Annotated in this window: 18 protein-coding genes, 1 pseudogene and 1 riboswitch; of the genes and pseudogenes, 10 read left to right on the top strand and 9 right to left on the bottom strand. The window is 61.6% G+C overall.

Annotation, left to right across the window (positions count from 1 at the left end; genetic code table 11):
• Positions 1–4: 4 nt before the first annotated feature.
• Positions 5–1,072 carry a putative urea ABC transporter substrate-binding protein gene (locus BLO80_RS25800; protein ID WP_092204421.1) on the bottom strand — a complete coding sequence of 356 codons (1,068 nt, stop codon included), beginning with the start codon at positions 1,070–1,072 and terminating at the stop codon, positions 5–7.
• A gap of 60 nt (positions 1,073–1,132) precedes the next feature.
• Positions 1,133–1,234, bottom strand: a riboswitch (guanidine-I (ykkC/yxkD leader).
• A 303-nt stretch (positions 1,235–1,537) separates the two neighbouring features.
• Between BLO80_RS25800 and BLO80_RS25795 the strand changes: the two genes are divergently transcribed.
• Positions 1,538–1,927, top strand: a complete 390-nt coding sequence (locus BLO80_RS25795) for a hypothetical protein (protein WP_092332729.1) — start codon at positions 1,538–1,540, stop codon at positions 1,925–1,927.
• Between the two features lie 180 nt (positions 1,928–2,107).
• Here the strand turns inward: BLO80_RS25795 and BLO80_RS25790 are convergent, their stop codons facing one another.
• A complete protein-coding gene (locus tag BLO80_RS25790; RefSeq protein WP_092332727.1) occupies positions 2,108–3,220 on the bottom strand; it encodes an enoyl-CoA hydratase/isomerase family protein in 1,113 nt (370 codons plus the stop codon).
• A 132-nt stretch (positions 3,221–3,352) separates the two neighbouring features.
• Between BLO80_RS25790 and ung the strand changes: the two genes are divergently transcribed.
• On the top strand, positions 3,353–4,045 hold the full coding sequence (gene ung / locus BLO80_RS25785) for a uracil-DNA glycosylase (protein WP_092332725.1): 693 nt from the start codon (positions 3,353–3,355) through the stop codon (positions 4,043–4,045).
• A 107-nt stretch (positions 4,046–4,152) separates the two neighbouring features.
• Here ung and BLO80_RS25780 read toward each other — a convergent pair whose 3' ends face one another.
• The 4 genes from BLO80_RS25780 to BLO80_RS25765 are packed head-to-tail and all read right to left on the bottom strand — an operon-like array spanning position 4,153 to position 8,214.
• A complete protein-coding gene (locus BLO80_RS25780; protein WP_092332723.1) occupies positions 4,153–5,190 on the bottom strand; it encodes an AbrB family transcriptional regulator in 1,038 nt (345 codons plus the stop codon).
• On the bottom strand, positions 5,183–6,697 hold the full coding sequence (locus BLO80_RS25775) for a tripartite tricarboxylate transporter permease (RefSeq protein WP_092332721.1): 1,515 nt from the start codon (positions 6,695–6,697) through the stop codon (positions 5,183–5,185). Before BLO80_RS25775 ends, BLO80_RS25780 begins: the two co-directional genes overlap by 8 nt.
• Before the next feature lies 1 nt (position 6,698).
• Complete coding sequence (locus BLO80_RS25770) at positions 6,699–7,160, bottom strand: tripartite tricarboxylate transporter TctB family protein (RefSeq protein WP_092332719.1); 462 nt, start codon at positions 7,158–7,160, stop codon at positions 6,699–6,701.
• A 55-nt stretch (positions 7,161–7,215) separates the two neighbouring features.
• Positions 7,216–8,214, bottom strand: coding sequence for a Bug family tripartite tricarboxylate transporter substrate binding protein (locus BLO80_RS25765; RefSeq protein WP_175459551.1), 999 nt, complete (start codon positions 8,212–8,214; stop codon positions 7,216–7,218).
• Positions 8,215–8,662: 448 nt separating this feature from the next.
• Here BLO80_RS25765 and BLO80_RS25760 point away from each other — a divergent pair, with 448 nt between their 5' ends.
• Together BLO80_RS25760 and BLO80_RS25755 are read left to right on the top strand one after the other, a co-directional pair.
• Positions 8,663–9,334: a response regulator gene (locus BLO80_RS25760; protein ID WP_003198779.1), complete on the top strand. Its 672-nt coding sequence runs from the start codon at positions 8,663–8,665 to the stop codon at positions 9,332–9,334.
• Positions 9,327–10,718, top strand: coding sequence for a sensor histidine kinase (locus tag BLO80_RS25755; RefSeq protein ID WP_092332715.1), 1,392 nt, complete (start codon positions 9,327–9,329; stop codon positions 10,716–10,718). The genes BLO80_RS25760 and BLO80_RS25755 overlap by 8 nt, the downstream gene beginning before the upstream one ends.
• A gap of 180 nt (positions 10,719–10,898) precedes the next feature.
• Here BLO80_RS25755 and BLO80_RS25750 read toward each other — a convergent pair whose 3' ends face one another.
• Positions 10,899–11,720, bottom strand: a complete 822-nt coding sequence (locus BLO80_RS25750; RefSeq protein WP_092332713.1) for an HDOD domain-containing protein — start codon at positions 11,718–11,720, stop codon at positions 10,899–10,901.
• A 35-nt stretch (positions 11,721–11,755) separates the two neighbouring features.
• Positions 11,756–12,697, bottom strand: coding sequence for a CAF17-like 4Fe-4S cluster assembly/insertion protein YgfZ (locus tag BLO80_RS25745; RefSeq protein WP_092332711.1), 942 nt, complete (start codon positions 12,695–12,697; stop codon positions 11,756–11,758).
• Positions 12,698–12,846: 149 nt separating this feature from the next.
• On the opposite strand from BLO80_RS25745, the gene BLO80_RS25740 reads away from it, so the two are divergent.
• Positions 12,847–13,101, top strand: a complete 255-nt coding sequence (locus BLO80_RS25740) for an FAD assembly factor SdhE (protein ID WP_003184348.1) — start codon at positions 12,847–12,849, stop codon at positions 13,099–13,101.
• Entirely contained in the window at positions 13,085–13,537 is a 453-nt protein-coding gene (locus BLO80_RS25735) for a protein YgfX (protein ID WP_092332709.1), read from the top strand. Before BLO80_RS25740 ends, BLO80_RS25735 begins: the two co-directional genes overlap by 17 nt.
• Here the strand turns inward: BLO80_RS25735 and nadB are convergent.
• A complete protein-coding gene (gene nadB / locus BLO80_RS25730) occupies positions 13,506–15,122 on the bottom strand; it encodes an L-aspartate oxidase (protein WP_092332707.1) in 1,617 nt (538 codons plus the stop codon). The two genes, BLO80_RS25735 and nadB, sit on opposite strands and share 32 nt — an antisense overlap.
• 559 nt (positions 15,123–15,681) lie before the next feature.
• On the opposite strand from nadB, the pseudogene rpoE reads away from it, so the two are divergent.
• The 4 genes and pseudogenes from rpoE to BLO80_RS25710 all read left to right on the top strand — a co-directional run bounded on the left by rpoE (position 15,682) and on the right by BLO80_RS25710 (position 19,500).
• Positions 15,682–16,256 (top strand): annotated as a pseudogene (gene rpoE, locus BLO80_RS25725) (RNA polymerase sigma factor RpoE).
• Positions 16,257–16,287: 31 nt separating this feature from the next.
• Entirely contained in the window at positions 16,288–16,875 is a 588-nt protein-coding gene (locus tag BLO80_RS25720; protein WP_014337028.1) for a sigma-E factor negative regulatory protein, read from the top strand.
• Positions 16,876–16,887: 12 nt separating this feature from the next.
• Positions 16,888–17,835, top strand: a complete 948-nt coding sequence (locus BLO80_RS25715) for a MucB/RseB C-terminal domain-containing protein (protein WP_092332705.1) — start codon at positions 16,888–16,890, stop codon at positions 17,833–17,835.
• A 234-nt stretch (positions 17,836–18,069) separates the two neighbouring features.
• Positions 18,070–19,500: a DegQ family serine endoprotease gene (locus BLO80_RS25710; protein WP_092332703.1), complete on the top strand. Its 1,431-nt coding sequence runs from the start codon at positions 18,070–18,072 to the stop codon at positions 19,498–19,500.
• Positions 19,501–19,548 lie beyond the last annotated feature (48 nt).

Below are 19,548 nucleotides of genomic sequence, written 5' to 3'. Positions count from 1 at the left end.
CGGTTTACAGCTTGGCGTCGGCGGCCAGCTGTACGTAGGTCGGGTCAAAGCGCAGCTTGAGGTTGGCCTTGTCGCCGCGGGTCACGCCATTGGCGAACGCCATGCCGACCGCGTTCGTGTCCTTGGCGCCTTCGCCCAGCAAGCCGTGCTGGAACGAGAATTCGGCCACCTTGCCCATGGTGGCGGGCAGTTGTTCGCTGGTGGCGAAACCGAGGGCTTCTTTGGGCGTGGCGAACAGCTTGGTGGTGTCCAGTTGCGCCTGGAAACCTTTGAGGTCGGTGCCCGAGGCTTTGGCCATGTGTTCCAACGCGGCCTGGCTGGCTGCGTTTTTCGCATTCATCAGCGCCACCACTTCGAACCAGGCGCCGGTCAAGGCTTTGCCCAGGGCCGGGTTGTCCTGCAGGGTCTGGGTGTTGACCACCATCATGTCCATGATCTCGCCGGGAACCTGGCTGGAATTGAACACTTCGCTCACGCCTGGCTGGGCCTTGATGTCCGAGAGCATCGGGTTCCAGGTGGTGACGGCCTTGACCTGATCGGTGTTGAACGCGGCGGAGATGTCGGCGTCGGAGGTGTTGACGACTTTCAGGTCTTTTTCGGCGAGACCCACGGAATCCAGGGCGCGGGCCAGCAGGTAATGGGACACCGACAGTTCCACCAGGTTGACGTCCATGCCCTTGAGGTCGGCCACTTTCTTGCCTTCGCCCTTGAGGACGATGCCGTCGTTGCCGTTGGAGAAATCGCTGACGATCAGCGCGGTGCTGTCCACGCCACCGGCGGCGGGAATGGTCAGGGCGTCCATGTTGGTCATGGTGCAGCCGTCGAACTGACCGGCGGTGTACTGGTTGATGGATTCGACGTAATCGTTGAGCTGCACGACATCGATCTTGATGCCGTATTTTTTCGCCCATTTGTCGACGATGCCCTGGCTGCCGGCGTATTCCCAGGGCATCCAGCCGGCGTAAATGGTCCAGCAGACGCTGAAGTGGTCTTTTTGTGCGGCGGCGGATGAAAAGCTCACGAGGGCCGAGAGGGCGGCGAGGAGCAGGGCGGACAGACGAAGCTTGAGCATGGTGGTTCTCCAGTTGATCAAGGGCGGACAGGAGCAACGCGGCACCGCGAACGGTGGCTTGTCTCCCGGGCTTTTGTCCCGCCGTGTAACCTCAACTGGAGGTCGCCAACTCTCGGACCAGCCACTCGCCAGTAGCGAGCCGGAACCCTAGTCAGCCATTGCAAATTGTGGTGCCGCGAACCTGTGATGACTCCTGCACGGAGTTTGTTAAAGCGAGAGCCGTGCCAATTCCGGCAAACGCCCGGGCCAGAGACGGCAGGTGTTGGGGAAGGAGGGCGAGAGCGGATTTGTGCTTGCTTGTGGTGCTTTCGCGCACCGGAAGAGGGCGACGAGGGACATGTTTCTAGTTGTTGCCAGGTCGCACCAGACTCCGATTTTGCTGTCTGAATATGTGTCAGTCACACAAAGTTGGCTGCCGCCCATCAGCGTCGCTGATGTGGCCCATCCGCGGTCCAGGAGGCCGCCATGTATCGACGACTGCTCCTCATTGCGTTTCTCGGTTTGACTCTTTCGGCCTGCGTGCCTTACTACGACGGAGATTCGAGCTACTACCGTTCCGAGGTCTACACCTCACCGGCGCCGGTCTATTACGGTGGCGGGAGTTATTATTCGGTTCCGCGTGGCTATTACGCCCCGCGGTATTACCAACCGGCGCCGCGCTATTACTCGCCGCCGCGTTACTACCAACAAGGCCCACGCTACTACTCGCCACCGCGAGCGGCGTACCGGTCTTATCCGAATCGGGGCGGCTGGGACGGCCGTGACCGGGGCGGTTGGAATGACGACCGAGGCGGGCGAGGCGGGCGTGATCATCGGGGACGCGGTGGTCATGACGGAAGGGGCGGTCACCGCTGATCCCGGGCTAACAGAAAGCGGCGCATATAGCGCCGCTTTTTTGTACCCGTCATAAAACCGATGGGATAGCTTTTGTGAGAGCGAGCTTGCTCGCGATGGCGTCAGGTCAGCAGCATTGATGTGTCTGATATACCGCCATCGCGAGCAAGCTCGCTCCCACAGGGAGTTGTTCCTGGCTCGTTACTCGTTGGACAAATCCGCCAGCGGATGCCGCCCTTCCCACGCCTTGTGAAAGTGTGCCTCGACCGCCGCTTCGGGCACGTGATTGATGTCCGGCCAGTGCCAGCGCGGCTTGTGGTCCTTGTCGATCAATCGCGCCCGCACGCCTTCGCTGAATTCGGGATGACGGCAGCAGTTGAGGCTCAAGGTGTATTCCATCCGGAACACACCGGCCAGGGACAAATGCCGAGCCCGGGTGATCTGCTCCCAGACCAGATGAGCGGTCAACGGCGAGCCTTCGGTCATGGTCTTGGCGGCCCGGGCGATCAGTGGATCAGGGTGGTCCACCAACAGGCTGAGGGCTTTCCAGGCGCAACGCACATCGCTGACATCCAGCCACTCGTCGATTTTCGGCCGCCGCGGCAGCCATTGGGCTTCGGGCAGTTGGGCGATAGCTTCCTGCTGCAAGGCCTTGAGCAAACTGTTGAGCTGCATCTCGGTCTGCTCTTGCCAGTTGAGTTGCAGCAGGCCTTCGATCAGGTCGTCCTGTTGTTCATCCAGCAAGAAGCGGTCGGCCAAGCCCAGGTCGATGGCGTCCCGGGCATTCAGGTGGGCGCCGGTCAGGCCGAGAAACAGCCCGAGCTTGCCGGGCAGGCGTGACAAGAACCAACTGGCGCCGACATCCGGGTACAGGCCGATGCTGATTTCCGGCATGGCCAGGCGGCTGCTTGGCGTGACGATGCGGGTACTGGCGCCTTGCAGCAGCCCCATGCCACCGCCCAGTACATAACCGTGGCCCCAGCACAGCAAGGGTTTGGGGTAGGTGTGCAGGTTGAAGTCCAAGCGGTATTCCGCCGCGAAGAATTGTGCCGCCAACGGCGGTACTTCGCCGGGATGAGCGCGGCAGGCCTCCACCAGGCTGCGCACTTCACCGCCGGCGCAGAAGGCCTTGGCGCCATTGCCCCGCAACAGCACACAAACGACCTGCGGTTCCCGGGCCCAGGCATCGAGGCGATCGCGCAAGGCGTTGATCATCGGCAGGGACAGGGCGTTCAGGGATTTTTCGGCATCCAGGGTGGCGATGCCGATGCGGGCACCGTCGATGCCGGTGAGCTCTTCGAAGTGCAGATTCATCGTGACCTCGATCAGAAATTTGAATGTTCAGTATGACCGCTATGTAGGAAAGTGCCGGTTCTGCGTCAGATCAATTGACAAGCCCTGTAGGCTTTCCTAGGGTGCGCCCATTGTTTTTTACCGGATGCAACCATGACTGCTGACGACCGTATCAAACTCGAACCGAGCTGGAAGCAGGCACTGCGTGCCGAGTTCGACCAGCCCTACATGGCGGAGTTGCGTGAGTTCCTACGCAGTGAATACGCTGCTGGCAAGGAGATCTATCCACCGGCTCCACTGATTTTCAACGCCCTCAATTCCACGCCGCTGGATAAGGTCAAGGTGGTGATTCTCGGCCAGGACCCTTACCACGGTCCAGGGCAGGCCCATGGCTTGTGCTTCTCGGTACAGCCGGGCGTGCCGACACCGCCGTCCCTGGTGAACATCTACAAGGAATTGAAGCGCGACCTGAACATCGACATCCCCAATCACGGCTACCTGCAAAGCTGGGCCGACCAGGGCGTGTTGCTACTCAACACGACCCTGACCGTGGAGCGCGCCAATGCCAACGCCCACGCCAAAAAAGGCTGGCAGCACTTTACCGACAGGATCATTGAAGTCGTCAGTGAACACCAGCCGCACTTGGTGTTCCTGTTGTGGGGCGCCCATGCCCAAAGCAAGCAGAGGCTGATCGATGCGACCAAGCATTTGGTGCTGACTTCGGTCCACCCGTCACCGCTGTCGGCCCACCGAGGTTTCATCGGCTGCGGGCACTTCAGCCGGACCAACAAGTTTCTCCAGCAGCATGGCGAGACGCCGATCGATTGGCGGTTGCCGCCGCTTTAAGGGGGCGGCAGTCAGGGGGCCATCGCGAGCAAGCTCGCTCCCACAGGGATTGTGTTGCCCTGAACCTGTGGGAGCGAGCTTGCTCGCGATGAAGGCGCCCCGGACGATCAGGGCGAACTTGGCTGGCGCATCCAATACCTGAACAACGGCTCCGCCAGAAACAGCACGAACAGCAACCGCATCACCTGCAACGCCGTCACCAATGGCACCGACAGTTGCAGCGTCTCCGCCGTCAGGCTCATTTCCGCGATGCCGCCGGGCATCATGCCCAGCGTCAACGAACGCAAATCCAGATGGGTCAAGGTGCTCAAGCCTAGGGCTGCAAGCGTGGCGATCAGCATCGTCAACACCGTGCCAACCAATGTGCGGCCCATGAACGACGGTGCCCGACGAAAGAACTGCCGGTTGAAATGACAACCCAACCCGCTGCCGATCAGCCACTGGCCGATCTGGCTGGCGCCGTTGGGCAGGCCGATGTGCAGGTCCCAACCGATGCTCACCGCCGCGCTCACCAGCAACGGCCCGAACAACCAGGGATTGGGTTGGCGCAAGCGCTCCCAGACCCAGGCGAGCAGGGCGCCCGCTGGAAACAGGAGCGCCAGCCACAGCCAGTCCACCGTCGTGGCATGTTGCACCGGCGCACCTTCGCCCAACAGGTACTTGAAGGCCGCCGGCACGCACAGCACCACCACCAGCACCCGCAAGCTCTGGCCTGCTGCGACACGGCTCAGGTCCGCGCCGTTGCGGGCGCCGAGGTTGACCATTTCGCCGGAGCCGCCGGGCATGCTCGAGAAAAACGCGGTAGCACGGTCCTCGCCGGTGCGACGCATCAGCCAGACACTTACCACGCTGGACACGCTGGTGATCAGCGCGCCGAAAAAGATCAGGCCGAAGTGGCTCAGGACCTGTTCCATCACCACCGGGGTGAAATGCAGGCCGATGCCGATGCCCACCACCCATTGGCCGCATTTGCGGCCGCCGGGGATTTCCGCCAATTGCCACGGCGTCAGGCAGCGCACCAGGATGATCGCCAGCAACGAGCCGACCATCCAGGGCAAAGGCCAGCCGATCAGGCTGGCCAGGTAACCGCCGGCCAGGCCGACCAGCGGTGTTCCCCACCATTGTCTGAAAGTCGCCTCAGACATTGGCCAGGGCGCGACGTTGGGCGGCGCGGCGACGCCAGATCCGTAGCAATGGCAACAACAGCATGACCGTCGTCAGCGCCCAGCAACCCAAGGTGATCGGGCTCGACCAGAGGATGTCCAGCGCACCGTTGGAAATCGACAGCGCACGACGCAGGTTCTGCTCCATCAGGCCGCCAAGGATGAAACCCAGCAGGATCGGCGACAACGGGAAGTCGAGCTTGCGCAGGATGTAGCCGAAGATGCCGATGCCGACCATCAGGAACAGGTCGAACGTGGTGGCGTGCACGGCGAAGACACCGATCCCGGTAATGATGGCGATGAAAGGCACCAGCGCCCAGTTTGGCACCGACAGGATGCGGGTGAAAATGCGGATCATCGGGATGTTGAGGATCACCAGCATGATGTTGGCGATGAACAACGAGGCGATCAGGCCCCAGACGATGTCCGGCTGTTGCTGGAACAGCAACGGACCCGGGGTGATGTTGTACAGCGACAATGCGCCGATCATCACCGCCGTGGTGCCCGAGCCGGGAACCCCGAGCGTCAGCATCGGCACCAGCGCGCCGCAGGCTTCGCCACCGATGGCGGTTTCCGGGGCGGCAAGGCCGCGCTTGTCGCCCTGGCCGAACGTGCCACTGGCACCGGCAATGCGTTTTTCAGTCATGTAGGCCACGGCACTGGCCAGGGTCGCGCCGGCACCCGGCAACACGCCCATGAAGAACCCGAGCACGCCGCACCGCAGGTTGACGGCAAACACGGATGCCGCCTCCTTGAAGTTGAACATCATCCGCCCGGTGGCTTTCACCGCTTCCTGGCCGCGGTGGGTCTTCTCCAACAGCAACAGGATTTCGCTGACGGAAAACAGGCCCAGCACCAGTACGACGAATTGAATACCGTCAGCCAGATGGACGTTATCGCCAGTAAAACGGTACACACCACTGTTGGCGTCGATCCCGACGGCGGACAGGAACAATCCGATCAATGCCGCGATGAACGTCTTGAGCGGTCGATCGCCGGCCATGCCACCGAGGCAGACAATGGCGAACACCATCAGTCCGAAGTATTCCGCCGGCCCGAAGGCTACCGCCCATTTGGCTAGAATCGGGGCAAAAAGCACCATGCCACAGGTGGCGATGAACGCGCCGATGAACGAGCTCCATGCCGACAGCGACAGCGCCACCCCGGCCAGGCCCTGACGGGCCATGGGGTAACCGTCGAGGGCGGTCATCACTGTGGAGGCTTCGCCCGGAATATTGAGCAGGATCGAACTGATGCGTCCGCCGTATTCGCAACCCAGATACACCGCCGCCAGCAGGATCAGTGCGGATTCCGGCGGCAAGCCCAGGGCGAACGCAATCGGGATCAGCAATGCGACTCCGTTGATTGGCCCCAGGCCCGGGAGCAGGCCAACGACGGTGCCAATCAAGGTGCCGCACAGTGCGGTGAACAGGTTGTAGGGGGTCAGTGCAACGCCGAAACCCTGGCTGAGGTAACTTAGGGTATCCATATCAATTCTCCAGGATGCCGAGCAGGCCCAGGGGCAGTGGCACGTCCATCACTTTGTCGAACAACAGATAAAGACCGATGGCCATCAGGGTGCTGACCACGATGCTGGGCACCCAGCGGCCGCCATACAGACGTGCCATCGGCACGCCGATCAGCGTGCCGGCGAGAATGAATCCCAGGGGCTCGAAGGTGCCGGCAAATACCAGCAACAGCCCCACGCAGATGGCGATTTTCTGCAGCGTTGCGCGGTCCAGTTGCGGCTCGTCGTCGCTGTGTACGATCGGCGTGGGACGCAGCAGCATGTATAGCAGCGCCAGGCCCATCAGTCCCAGGATCAGCAGGGGAAAGGCGCGCGGGCCGACTGGCTCGTAGGAAAAAGCTGCCTGATACGGCCAGGCCATCAGCGCGAGGCCGATGCAAACCAGCAGCAGCACCGCAGCAAAAATACGTTGGATGGTGAGCATGACTAACTCCTGGGCGGCGCCGGTGATGCCAGCGCCGCCACGCGAACAGAGACGGTTACTGGATCAGGCCGAACTCTTTGGCCAGCACCTTGTAATCAGCCACTTGTTTCTTCACGTAGGTGTCCAGCTCCGGGCCGGTCATGGCAAATGGGAACAGCTCGCGCTGGTCACGCAGTTTGGCGAACTCCTCCGAAGCCAGCAGCTTGTCGAACGCGTCTTTCCACCAGGCGTAGTCTTCATCGCTGACTTTTGGCCCGAGGTAGAAGCCGCGGACCACCGGCCAGACGATGTCATAGCCTTGCTCGCGGGCGGTGGGGATGTTTTTCATCTCCGGCTCGTCGATGCGCTTCTCGGCAAACACCGCCAACAGGCGCATGTCACCGCTCTGGATGTGGGGCATGGAGTCGGAAATGTCGGTACTGCCGACCTGAATGTGGCCGCCGAGCAGCGCCGTGGCGATCTCGCCGCCGCCTTCGAGGGCTACGTAACGCAGGTCGCGGGGGTTGATGCCGGCGGCCTTGGCGATCAGGGCGGTCTGCATCCAGTCCTGGCTGCCGACGGTGCCGCCGGAACCGATCACCACCGAGCCCGGATCTTTCTTCAGGGCCTGTACGAGATCGTCGAGGTTCTTGTAGGGCGAATCGCTTTTCACCGCGATGGCGCCATAGCTGGTGCCAACGGCGGCCAGCCAGCGCACGGCGCTTTCATCGAAACGACCGAACTTGCCCTGGGCCAGGTTCAGCAACGAGCCGCTGGACCAGGCCACCAGCGTGCCGGCGTCGGCCGGGCGCTGGGCGACCACTGCGTTATAAGCCACCGCGCCGACACCACCGGGCATGTAGGTGACGCGCATCGGCTTGCTCAACAGCTTCTGGTTGACCAGCGCGCTTTGCACCAGCTTGCACGTCAGGTCGAAGCCGCCGCCAGGGGAAGCCGGGGCGATGCATTCGGGGCGCTTGGGTTCTTTGGCCGGATCAGCGGCGAGCAACTGCCCGGCGAACATCAGGCATCCGGCGGCCAAGGCTACTTTACGCAGTGATAGGTTCATCGTTATCTCCACAGGAGTTGTTGTTGTGTGTGGTGTAGATTCGGTGTTGCTGGCCCCTGGCCGTCGCGTCGCGGAGGGCGGGCGCAGGTCGTTGCCGAACGTATCGGGATTGAAGGCGCGGAAGGGCCTCAGACCGAGGCGTGATGGCGCTGGCCAGGGTGGTCTGATTGATGCGGGAAAGGCGGGCAGGCATTGGGGCCTGGAGCTGTAGAGACAGCATGTGATAACTCCGCTTTTATTGTTTTTATTCGGCGAAAACGCTTCGAGGCGTTTTTCGTTCGCGATGTGCGTCGCGGCGGGCAGTCGAAACCGTCCGTGGGAGGACTCTAACGGCCCAACCTTTCGCTAACCTTTCAAAAGCTTTCAACGTGTTTTTGGCTTCACAGTGGCGGATGCGGCTGTAAACTCCGCGCCAAAGAATGGCGTCGACCATCCCTGAATCGAGGAATAACCCATGCGTGTTCTGCTCGTCGAAGACCATCTGCAGCTCGCCGAAAGCGTTGCCCAGGCGCTCAAGAGCACCGGTTTGACCGTGGATGTGCTGCACGACGGTGTCGCGGCCGACCTGGCCTTGAGCAGCGAGGAATACGCCGTGGCGGTGCTTGATGTCGGGCTGCCGCGCATGGACGGTTTCGAGGTGCTGGCGCGCCTGCGGGCTCGCGGCAAGACTTTGCCAGTGCTGATGTTGACCGCCCGCAGCGACGTCAAGGACCGCGTCCATGGCCTCAACCTCGGTGCCGACGACTACCTGGCCAAGCCATTCGAGCTCACTGAACTGGAGGCCCGGGTCAAGGCCCTGTTGCGCCGCAGCGTACTGGGCGGCGAACGCCAGCAGCGCTGTGGCGGGCTGGTCTACGACCTGGATACCCGGCGTTTCACCCTCGACGATGAATTGCTGACCCTGACCTCCCGCGAGCAGGCCGTGCTGGAAGCGTTGATTGCCCGGCCAGGGCGGGTGATGAGCAAGGAGCAACTGGCGGCCCAGGTGTTCGGGCTGGACGAAGAAGCCAGCCCGGACGCCATCGAAATCTACGTCCATCGCCTGCGCAAGAAGCTCGACGGCCATGCGGTCGCGATCGTGACGTTCCGCGGCTTGGGCTACCTGCTGGAAAATCGCAATGCATAAGCCCGACAGCCTGCGTTGGCGGCTGCTCTGGAACCTGGCGTTGCTGCTGGTGGTGCTGATGCTCGCCAGCGGCCTGAGCGCCTATTGGAACGGCCGCGAAGCGGCGGACACCGCCTATGACCGGACCCTGCTGGCCTCGGCCCGGACCATCGCCGCGGGCCTGTCCCAGCGCGACGGCAGCCTCAGCGCGGATGTGCCCTACGTGGCCCTGGACACCTTTGCCTACGACAGTGCCGGACGCATTTATTACCAAGTCAATGACATCGACAAGAAGTTGATTTCCGGTTACGAAAACCTTCCCGGCCCGCCGCCCGGGACGCCTCGCACGGACGATTACCCGGCCCTGGCGCGCTTCTATAACGCCCAATACCAGGGGCAGAGCGTGCGGGTGGTGAGCCTGCTCAAGGCGGTGAGCGAGCCGAACATGAATGGCATGGCGGAAATTCGCGTGGCCGAGACCGAAGAGGCGCGGGTCAGCATGGCCCGTGGCCTGATGGCCGACACCCTGTTGCGCCTGGGCATGCTGGCCGTGGGCGCGCTGCTGTTGGTGTGGTTTGCGGTCAGTGCGGCGTTGCGCCCGTTGGAGCGCTTGCGCACGGCGGTGGAGGAGCGCCAGCCGGACGATCTGCGGCCGTTGCCGCTGGTGGAGGTGCAGCACGAATTATGGCCGCTGGTGCGGGCCCTCAACCATTTCACCGAGCGCCTGCGCGGGCAATTCGAGCGGCAGGCTCAGTTCATCGCCGATGCCGCCCATGAACTGCGTACGCCGCTGGCCGCGCTCAAGGCGCGCCTGGAGCTGGGTTTGCGCGCCAGCGAGCCGGCGACCTGGCGTGACACCCTGGAGACCGCGGCTCAGGGGACCGATCGACTGACTCACCTGGCCAACCAGTTGCTGTCCCTGGCGCGGGTGGAAAATGGCGCCCGGGCCATTGCCGAAGGCGGCGCTCAGTTGCTCGATCTCAGCCAGTTGGCCCGTGAGCTGGGCATGGCCATGGCCCCGCTGGCCCATGCCCGAGGCGTGGCGCTGGCCCTGGAAGCCGACGAGCCGGTATGGCTGCGGGGCGAGCCGACCTTGTTGAACGAGCTGTTGAGCAACCTGGTGGACAACGCCCTGGCCCACACGCCGTCCGGCGGCAACGTGATCCTGCGGGTCATCGCACCGGCGGTCCTGGAAGTCGAGGACGACGGGCCAGGCATTCCGCTGCATGAGCGGGAGCGGGTGTTCGAGCGCTTCTATCGACGCAACCAGCAAGTGGCCGGTTCCGGATTGGGGTTGGCGATCGTCGGCGAAATCTGCCGCGCGCACCTGGCGCAGATCACCTTGCATGACGGGCAGGAACGCGGGCTGAAGGTGCGGGTGAGCTTTATTCCAGGTTCAGATTAAGTCAGGGGCGGGTGCTGTTGTGGCGAGGGGATTTATCCCCGCTGGGGCGCGAAGCGCCCCTCGCAGTCTGTTTGAATAGGCTGCAATCGCCAGTTGGGGCCGCTTCGCCGCCCAGCGGGGATAAATCCCCTCGCCACAGGTCAGCGCTTGATCCAGGTTTCGTGGCTGTCAGCCTGGAACTCAATAAAACATCGACCGCGCTTCTTCGATATCCGCACACCGGGCCTTGTTCTCCGGGTCGATGCCCAGTTTCTTGAAGGCTGGGACGCCAAATACATCAATCTTGCTCAGGGGATGGTCGGTGTCCTTGTAGCAATACAGCGCAGCGACCTGCACCAGGTCGATATAATCGAGTTGCTTGGAGTCGCGGTTGAAGTCCAGATACAGCCCCGGCAGTTTCACCAAGCGCTCCGGAAATTCCCAGACGCTGAGCAATTTATCCCCTAGCACCGGGTGAATCGTCTCGATGACATGGTTGAGGCTGACCGGGTCCGACAGCAGTTCGTTATTGTCCTGTGCGTACGTAAGGATCGGCAGCACGCCGATCTGATGCACCAGCCCACCCAACGCGGCCTGGTCCGGCTTGAGTTGGGTGTAGCTGCGACACAACGCATAGCTGACGCCGGCGATCTCCAGGCTTTTGCGCCAGACTTCGCGCATCTTCAGTTCCACCACCTCGGAGCGGGCATGGAAAATCTGCTCCATCACCAGGCCAATGGCCAAGTTGCTGCTGTAGTTGACGCCCAGTCGAGTGATGGCCGTGTGCAGGTCAGTGACTTCCTGGGTGGCCCGCAACAGCGGGCTGTTGACCACTTTTATCAGGCGTGCCGAGAGGGCCGTATCGCGGCCGATCACTTTGCTCAGGTTGCTGACGCTGATTTCCGGGTCTTCGGCGGCCCGGCGAATCTGCATGGCCACTTCCGGTAATGTTGGCAGAACCAGGTCATCGTTATCGATGGCCTGCACCAAATCCCGTTGGACCTTATCCGCCAAATCGCTCATTTCGGTTCTCTAGGGTATTGCGACAAATGCTGCGATCAGCGCTGGATTTCGCGGTCGCGGTCCAGTTCGTAAGGCAGGTCCAACAATTGAAGGCGAGGGCCTTCCAAGGCACCGAGGTGCAGATTGTCATCTTCTGCAGCTTCGGCCTGTAATACCGCCAGCAGTTCAATGTTTCCTTCGCCGCGGGCGGCAATCACCACTTCGCCGATGGAACTGCCGTGAGTGGGAGAGAACAGCGCCGTGCCGGGTTCCGGCAGTTCACTGGCGTCCAGTTGCAGGCGATACAGGCGCCGCTTGAGCTTGCCCAGGTATTGCATGCGGGCGACGATTTCCTGGCCGGTGTAGCAGCCTTTCTTGAAGCTGACGCCGCCGACGGCTTGCAGGTTGAGCATCTGTGGGATGAACAGTTCTCGGGTGGTCGGCATGACTTGGCCGATCCCGGCACGGACCTGGCCCAGCAGCCAGGGGTTCAGGTCCGCCTCGGCCAGTTCTGCGCCCAGGCGGGTTCGCAGTGCCTGTGCCTGTTCGGCGGGTGCCCACAACTCGGCGCGGCCGGGAGACACGCGGATGGCGATCAGGGCTTCATGGCGCGCCACGCTGTCGGTGTCGCTCGGCAGTTCGAGGCCCAGCCCAGCCAGTGCATCGTCGGCATTTTCCAGGCCGAAGCGAATCCAGGCGGCGCTTTCGTCGGTGAGCTTGGATTTGGAGAACACGGCGTATTTTTTCAGGTCCGCCAATTGCGGTTCGAGCAGTTCGGTGGCCATGGCCATCAACACACCGTCGCCTTCGAGCAGGATGCGGAAGCTCGATTGCATCCGGCCTTTCTGCGTGCAGCGGGCGCCGAGGCTGGCCCGGTTGTCGCTCAGGTAGTCGAGGTTGCAGGTCAATTGGCCTTGCAGGAATTTGCTGGCATCCACGCCGCGGACCGCAAGGACGCCTTCGTGGGACAGGGTGCAGAAAAAAGCGAAATCAGCCATGGGTCATCGCAGGGTAAAAAGTCTGGTAGACATCATAAGGGGACGCCCTTGAAATGGGTAGTTCACAAAGGATCGGTGGTGCCTGACCAAAGCCGTCTGTTGCGCTGTGGCGAGGCCTGTATACTTGCGCTCTATTTGAGGAGCGCTCCATGGTCGAAGATGTTGAACTGAATCGCCTCTACTGGCACAGCCGCCGCGGCATGCTTGAGCTGGACGTGTTGCTGGTGCCGTTCGTGAAAGAGGTTTACCCCCATCTCAATGAAGTGGACCGTGCGTGCTACGTCCGCCTGCTCGAATGCGAGGATCAGGACATGTTCGGCTGGTTCATGGAGCGCAGCGAATCCGAAGACCCCGAGCTGCAGCGCATGGTCCGGATGATCCTGGACCGTGTCCAACCCAAGTAATCGCTTCGAATGCCGCTGGCAGGCCTCTGGGCAACTGCTGGCGGCCTATCTGCTGGCCCAGGTGTTCGCCCTGGGTTCGTTGTTTCTGTTGTCCATCGCGTCCTGGTGCGCCGCGCTTGGCGTTATCGTGTGCCTGGCCCATGGTGCCTGGGTGATCCCCCGACATGTGGTGTTGACCCATCGCCGGGCCTTTTGCGGGTTGCGTCGCAATGCCGCTGGCTGGCAGCTCTGGAGCCGGGCCGATGGCTGGCGGGCTGTGCAGTTGCGCCCCGATAGCCTGGCGCTGCCGCTGATCATCGTGCTGCGTTTCCGATTGCAGGGCGAGCGGCGGGTCCGATCACTGTGCGTGCTCCGCGACGCGCTGGCGCCGGATGTCCACCGGCGCCTGCGGGTGCGGCTCAGGTTCAGTCGGCGTAGGTGGGCGGCACCAGGATAGTGTCCAGTGCCTCGGGCAGCAGGTTCGGGTAGTCGAGGGTGTAGTGCAGCCCCCGGCTTTCCTTGCGTTCCATGGCCGAGCGAATCATCAGTTCCGCCACCTGGGCCAGGTTGCGCAGTTCGATCAGGTCGCGGCTGACTTTGTAGTTGCTGTAGAACTCGTCGATCTCATCCAGCAGCAAGCGCACCCGGTGCTGTGCCCGTTGCAGGCGCTTGTTGGTGCGCACGATGCCCACGTAGTCCCACATGAAGCGCCGCAGTTCATCCCAGTTGTGGGCAATGATCACGTCTTCGTCCGAGTCGGTGACCTGGCTGGCGTCCCACGAGGGCAGGGCGACCGGAATGGCGATCCGCGGCAATTGCTCGAGAATGTCCGCCGCCGCCGAGCGGGCGTAGACGAAACATTCCAGCAGCGAATTGCTGGCCATGCGATTGGCGCCGTGCAGGCCGGTGAAGCTGGTTTCGCCAATGGCATACAGGCCAGGCACGTCGGTGCGGCCGTGTTGGTCGACCATCACGCCACCGCAGGTATAGTGCGCCGCCGGCACCACCGGGATCGGTTGTTTGGTGATGTCGATGGAAAACTCCAGGCAGCGCTCATACACCGTCGGGAAGTGGCTCTTGATGAACGCTTCGGGCTTGTGGCTGATGTCCAGGTAGACGCAATCGATACCCAGGCGCTTCATCTCGTGGTCGATGGCCCGGGCGACGATGTCACGCGGCGCCAGTTCGGCGCGCGGATCGAAGCGTTGCATGAAGCGTTCGCCGTTGGGGAGCTTCAAATGGGCCCCTTCGCCACGCAGGGCCTCGGTCACCAGAAAGCTCTTGGCCAGCGGGTGATAGAGGCAGGTGGGGTGGAACTGGTTGAACTCCAGGTTCGCCACCCGGCAACCCGAACGCCAGGCCATGGCGATGCCGTCGCCGCAAGCGCCGTCGGGGTTGCTGGTATACAGGTAGACTTTCGCCGCGCCACCGGACGCCAGGACGACGAAGCGCGCGCCGTAGGTGTCGACTTCGCCGGTGCCGCGATTGAGCACGTAGGCGCCGAGGCAGCGGTCACCGTCCAGGCCCAGGCGTTTTTGGGTGATCAGGTCGACCGCGACGCGCTGTTCCAGCAATTCGATGTTCGGCCGTAATCGCGCCTGGGCGAGCAGGGTCTTGAAGATCGCCGCGCCCGTGGCGTCGGCCGCGTGGATGATGCGCCGATGGCTATGGCCGCCTTCGCGGGTCAGATGGAACTCGAAACCGCCGTCTTCGGTGCCCGATTGTTCGTCACGGGTAAACGGCACGCCCTGGTCGATCAGCCATTGGATGGCTTCCCGGCTGTGTTCGACGGTGAAACGCACCGCTTGCGGATCGCAAAGGCCACCGCCGGCGTTGAGGGTGTCGTCGACATGGGATTCAATAGTGTCGGTATCGTCCAGCACGGCGGCGACACCGCCCTGGGCCCAGAAGGTCGAACCGTTGGCCAGGTCGCCCTTGCTCAGCACTGCGATGCGCAAATGCGCAGGCAAGGTCAGCGCCAGGCTCAATCCGGCGGCTCCGCTGCCGATTACCAGAACATCGTGTTGAAACTGTTGGCTCATTCGAATGGTTTCCGCTCAAGGCGACCCGGGTCGGGGTTGGCGCCAGACACCGCTTCAACGGGTCGGGCAGCCACGCAGCCCACTAGTATATAGAGGGGGGGATCGGCACAATAGCCGGGCATTCATGGCAATGTGAAACCAGCGTGACAGAAAAGCGACACGCTTCGTCGGATCATCCGCTTGGCTTTGAGTCGACAAAGGCGGCCGTTTCGAGGATAGAACGCTGTTTATCACGTCATGGGGGCCTGATATTCAATACATGGTGATGTAAATAGCGGGAACTTTTGCCAAGCGCCTACGTTCAATAGACGGTTGTCTGCAAAAGGGAGCAGCGTCGGGTTGGTGCAAGATTTCGATTGGAATCTCTGCCGACAGACCCGATGACAGATTATTCGCGCAGCCGGGGAATCTCCTGCTGCGTTTTTCGTGCGTGCCGAGATCAGAGCGCGCCGGAAACTTGCTTGGAAGGGGGAGAACTTTTGCGAAAAGCCCGAGTCTATGTTTGCAAGCCCGGTCAATTAGTAATGCAAGCCTCCTTCGAGCTTATCGAGGAGTGTTCATGCTAACCCAGGAAGAGGATCAGCAGCTGGTCGAGCGGGTCCAACGCGGCGACAAGCGAGCTTTCGATCTGCTAGTGCTGAAATACCAGCACAAAATTCTCGGGTTGATCGTGCGTTTCGTGCACGACACCCATGAAGCGCAGGATGTCGCTCAGGAAGCCTTCATCAAGGCCTACCGCGCACTTGGTAATTTCCGCGGGGACAGCGCGTTTTATACGTGGCTTTACCGCATCGCCATTAACACGGCGAAAAACTATCTGGTTTCACGCGGCCGCCGGATAGTGACGTAAGTTCTGAAGATGCCGAGTTCTATGATGGCGATCATGGCCTCAAGGATCTCGAATCACCGGAACGTGCGTTGCTGCGGGATGAGATTGAAGGCACCGTCCATCGAACCATCCAGCAACTGCCTGAAGATTTGCGTACAGCTTTAACTTTACGTGAATTCGACGGTCTGAGTTACGAAGACATTGCGAGCGTCATGCAATGTCCTGTGGGCACCGTGCGCTCCCGGATTTTCCGCGCTCGGGAGGCCATCGATAAAGCCCTGCAACCTTTGTTGCAGGAAAACTAGAGACAGCGGCGACAGCCAAGAGAGGAACGCCATGAGTCGTGAAGCCCTGCAGGAATCGCTGTCCGCAGTTATGGACAACGAAGCGGACGAACTTGAATTACGTCGGGTACTGAATGCCTTTGACGATGTTGAAACACGTGAGACCTGGGCTCGTTACCAGATCGCCCGGGCTGTCATGCACAAGGATTTGCTGCTTCCACGCCTGGACATCGCCGCGGCCGTTTCTGCTGCATTGGCTGACGAAGCCGTACCGGCAAAAGCTTCACGCGGACCATGGCGCAGCCTGGGTCGTCTGGCGGTAGCCGCGTCGGTCACCGTTGCCGTATTGGCCGGTGTGCGCCTGTACAACCAGGATGAGATTGCCGGCGTGCAAATGGCGCAGCAGTCCAACCAGCCTGGCTTGGCCGCTCCGCAGGTCAAGGGTCCGGCGGTATTGGCCGGTTACAGCGAAGGTTCGGAAACCGCAGGCCCGATGGTCAACGGTGTTCTGCAAGGCCAGCCCGGCTGGCATGATCAGCGTCTGCCCAACTACCTGCGTCAGCATGCCCAGCAAGCTGCACTGAAAGGTACCGAAAGCGCGCTGCCTTACGCCCGTGCCGCCAGCCTGGAAAACCGTTAATAAGGAAAACCATTGCGCGCCATACCTCTATTCACGCTTCTGCTTGGTGGCTGGTGTGCGATTCCAGCCCATGCCGATGAGGCTCAGGACTGGTTGAGCCGCCTGAGTCAAGCCGAGCAAAAGCAGAGCTTCCAGGGCACTTTCGTTTACGAGCGCAACGGTAGTTTTTCTACGCATAACATCTGGCATCGCGTCCAGGATGGCAAGGTCCGCGAGCGGTTACTCCAGCTCGACGGCTCGGCACAGGAAGTCGTGCGCATTGATGGGCATACTCAATGCGTCAGCGGCTCCTTGATCGCGGGGCTGGGCAATACGCCGGACAGCTCTTCACGTGCGCTCGATCCGCAAAAACTCAAGAATTGGTATGACCTTGCGGTCATAGGCAAGTCGCGCGTGGCCGGGCGTCAAGCGGTCATCGTGGCGTTGACGCCCAAGGACCAGCATCGTTATGGCTTCGAGCTGCACCTGGACAAAGAGACCGGCCTGCCGCTCAAGTCCTTGTTGCTCAATGACAAGGGCCAGTTGCTCGAACGTTTCCAGTTCACCCGCTTGAACGTCGCCGCGCCCACGGACGGTGACCTGCAAGCCAGCGCCGAATGCAAGGCTGTCGCGCAGGATCCCGCCAAGGCCGTTGCGGTGAAAGCCGCCTGGCACTCGGACTGGTTGCCGCCCGGCTTTGAACTGACCAGCAGTGCCATGCGCAAGGACCCGGACACCCAGGTCCAGGTCAGCAGTTTGATGTACGACGATGGCCTGGCGCGCTTCTCGGTGTTCCTGGAGCCGTTGAACGGTGCCAACGCCACCGATACCCGTACTCAACTCGGTCCGACGGCTGCCGTCTCCCGCAGGCTCACGACACCCCAGGGCGAAATGATGGTCACGGTGGTCGGTGAGATTCCTATCGGTACGGCGGAACGGATCGCGCTTTCCATGCGCTCCGACGTCACCGCGACTCAATAGTCGGTTGACGGCGCGGGTGGTTCGATTGCGCGAGAGGCTGATGACGCCAGGGCTTGATCGAAATGCCGAAACTTCCTGTCAGCATTTTCATTTGCAAAAAAACAGCTTTTTTTCTATAGGTCAGAGCCGCTCGGCTCTGGCCTTGTCTGTTCCCGGAACAAAAATACCGGCGTATCTTTCCCTGGTATTCCTTGCTCCATATCGCTTAACCATGCTCGTCGTAACGGGAGCCGTATGTCGATACCACGCTTGAAAACCTATCTCTCCATTTTTGCCACCGTGCTTGTGCTCGGTCAGGCCGTTCCTGCCGTGGCGGTCGAATTGCCTGATTTCACGCAACTGGTCGAGCAGGCTTCACCCGCCGTGGTGAACATCAGCACGACCCAGAAGCTGCCGGATCGCCGTGTATCGGACCAGCAGATGCCGGACCTGGAAGGCTTGCCGCCGATGCTGCGGGAGTTCTTCGAGCGTGGCATGCCACAACAACCCCGTTCGCCCGGCGGTGGCCGTCAGCGCGAAGCCCAATCCCTTGGGTCGGGCTTCATCATTTCGTCTGACGGCTACATCCTGACCAACAACCATGTGATCGCCGATGCCGACGAAATCCTGGTTCGCCTGGCCGACCGCAGCGAGCTCAAGGCCAAGCTGATCGGCACCGACCCACGTTCCGACGTGGCGCTGTTGAAAATCGAGGCCAAGGACCTGCCGGTGCTCAAACTGGGCAAATCCCAGGACCTGAAAGCCGGCCAATGGGTCGTTGCCATCGGTTCGCCGTTCGGCTTCGACCACACCGTGACCCAAGGTATTGTCAGCGCCATCGGTCGCAGCCTGCCGAACGAAAACTATGTACCGTTTATCCAGACCGACGTACCGATCAACCCGGGTAACTCCGGTGGCCCGCTATTCAACCTCAACGGTGAAGTGGTCGGCATCAATTCCCAGATTTACACCCGTTCGGGCGGATTCATGGGCGTGTCGTTCGCGATTCCGATCGACGTTGCCCTGGACGTGTCCAACCAACTGAAGAGCGAAGGCAAGGTCAGCCGTGGCTGGTTGGGTGTGGTGATCCAGGAAGTGAACAAGGACCTGGCCGAGTCGTTCGGGCTGGATAAACCTGCCGGTGCGCTGGTGGCGCAGATCCAGGAAGGTGGCCCGGCTGCCAAGGGCGGTCTGCAAGTGGGTGACGTGATTCTGAGCATGAATGGTCAGCCGATCGTCATGTCCGCCGACCTGCCGCACCTGGTGGGGGCCCTCAAGGCTGGCGCCAAGGCCAATCTGGAAGTGATCCGCGAGGGCAAGCGCAAGAACGTCGAGTTGACCGTCGGGGCCATTCCTGAAGAGGGCAAGGAACTGGATTCGCTGGCCAAGTCCGGCGTCGAGCGCAGCAGCAATCGCCTGGGCGTGGCCGTGGCCGAGCTGACCGAAGAGCAGAAGCGCACCCTGGAGCTCCAGGGCGGCGTGGTGATCAAGGAAGTGCAGGACGGTCCTGCCGCGTTGATCGGTCTCCAGCCGGGCGACATCATCACGCACCTGAACAACCAGGCCATCGGTTCGGCCAAGGAATTCACCGACATTGCCAAGGCATTGCCGAAGAATCGTTCGGTGTCGATGCGGGTCCTGCGTCAGGGGCGTGCGAGCTTCATCACCTTCAAGCTGGCCGAATGATCGGTTAGCCGCTGAAAAAAAACCGCCTCGAAAGAGGCGGTTTTTTTA

This window comes from Pseudomonas sp. NFACC56-3, from assembly GCF_900100025.1.
Taxonomy (GTDB): Bacteria; Pseudomonadota; Gammaproteobacteria; order Pseudomonadales; family Pseudomonadaceae; genus Aquipseudomonas; species Aquipseudomonas fluorescens_AA.
The sequence above is the reverse complement of the archived record's forward strand: the minus strand, read 5'-3'. Positions and strand labels throughout refer to the sequence as shown.

Coding starts and splice junctions, on each gene's coding strand:
- BLO80_RS25800 (WP_092204421.1), bottom strand. CDS start 1,072: ATGCTCAAGCTTCGTCTGTCCGCCCTGCTCCTCGCCGCCCTCTCGGCC.
- BLO80_RS25795 (WP_092332729.1), top strand. CDS start 1,538: ATGTATCGACGACTGCTCCTCATTGCGTTTCTCGGTTTGACTCTTTCG.
- BLO80_RS25790 (WP_092332727.1), bottom strand. CDS start 3,220: ATGAATCTGCACTTCGAAGAGCTCACCGGCATCGACGGTGCCCGCATC.
- ung (WP_092332725.1), top strand. CDS start 3,353: ATGACTGCTGACGACCGTATCAAACTCGAACCGAGCTGGAAGCAGGCA.
- BLO80_RS25780 (WP_092332723.1), bottom strand. CDS start 5,190: ATGTCTGAGGCGACTTTCAGACAATGGTGGGGAACACCGCTGGTCGGC.
- BLO80_RS25775 (WP_092332721.1), bottom strand. CDS start 6,697: ATGGATACCCTAAGTTACCTCAGCCAGGGTTTCGGCGTTGCACTGACC.
- BLO80_RS25770 (WP_092332719.1), bottom strand. CDS start 7,160: ATGCTCACCATCCAACGTATTTTTGCTGCGGTGCTGCTGCTGGTTTGC.
- BLO80_RS25760 (WP_003198779.1), top strand. CDS start 8,663: ATGCGTGTTCTGCTCGTCGAAGACCATCTGCAGCTCGCCGAAAGCGTT.
- BLO80_RS25755 (WP_092332715.1), top strand. CDS start 9,327: ATGCATAAGCCCGACAGCCTGCGTTGGCGGCTGCTCTGGAACCTGGCG.
- BLO80_RS25750 (WP_092332713.1), bottom strand. CDS start 11,720: ATGAGCGATTTGGCGGATAAGGTCCAACGGGATTTGGTGCAGGCCATC.
- BLO80_RS25745 (WP_092332711.1), bottom strand. CDS start 12,697: ATGGCTGATTTCGCTTTTTTCTGCACCCTGTCCCACGAAGGCGTCCTT.
- BLO80_RS25740 (WP_003184348.1), top strand. CDS start 12,847: ATGGTCGAAGATGTTGAACTGAATCGCCTCTACTGGCACAGCCGCCGC.
- nadB (WP_092332707.1), bottom strand. CDS start 15,122: ATGAGCCAACAGTTTCAACACGATGTTCTGGTAATCGGCAGCGGAGCC.
- BLO80_RS25720 (WP_014337028.1), top strand. CDS start 16,288: ATGAGTCGTGAAGCCCTGCAGGAATCGCTGTCCGCAGTTATGGACAAC.
- BLO80_RS25710 (WP_092332703.1), top strand. CDS start 18,070: ATGTCGATACCACGCTTGAAAACCTATCTCTCCATTTTTGCCACCGTG.